Raw genomic sequence first — 504 nt, forward strand, 5'->3', positions numbered from 1 at the left:
GGCTTGGTTCCCAAGGAGTTTTCCAGCGGCGGGAAACAAAAACTTGGCAGTATCACTAAGCGGGGGAATAGTCACTTGAGGCGATTACTCATTCAAGGTGCTTGGTCAGTCATTAGGTATGCGGACAAAAGTAATGATCGCATTTCACAGTGGGCGTTAAAGCTTATCGAGCGCCGAGGAAAACACAAAGCCGTCGTAGCTGTAGCCAATAAACTTGCAAGGATCATTTGGGCGATGCTGTTTTATCGTACAGAGTATCGGCCAAACTGATAGGAGATAGTCACTTCCTAAAATGCAAAAGTAGCTAATGAAGTAACAGGTAATACCGGCCTTTGTAAAGCAGCTCAAGTACAAGGAACTTTGATTCCGGAGGGATGATATGCAACAAGGGCGCGGTTCTCATTAAGGCCAGAGGATAAAGGTCCTCATAAACAGGTCGGATATACGTACGCAGTATTACTTCTGTTACCCATAAAAGCGTTGATATGATCGAGGTGTACATAT

At 44.8% G+C, this 504-nt stretch carries 1 protein-coding gene; it reads left to right on the plus strand.

What is annotated here, in order from left to right; translation table 11 throughout:
• Nucleotides 1-270 (plus strand): transposase (locus ACF8D4_RS14550; protein WP_392468801.1); only part of this gene is annotated, 270 nt, incomplete at its 5' end.
• Nucleotides 271-504: the final 234 nt, after the last annotated feature.

Origin of the sequence: Shewanella sp. YQ_9, assembly GCF_043103185.1 — a bacterium.
Lineage (GTDB): Bacteria > Pseudomonadota > Gammaproteobacteria > Enterobacterales > Shewanellaceae > Shewanella > Shewanella algae.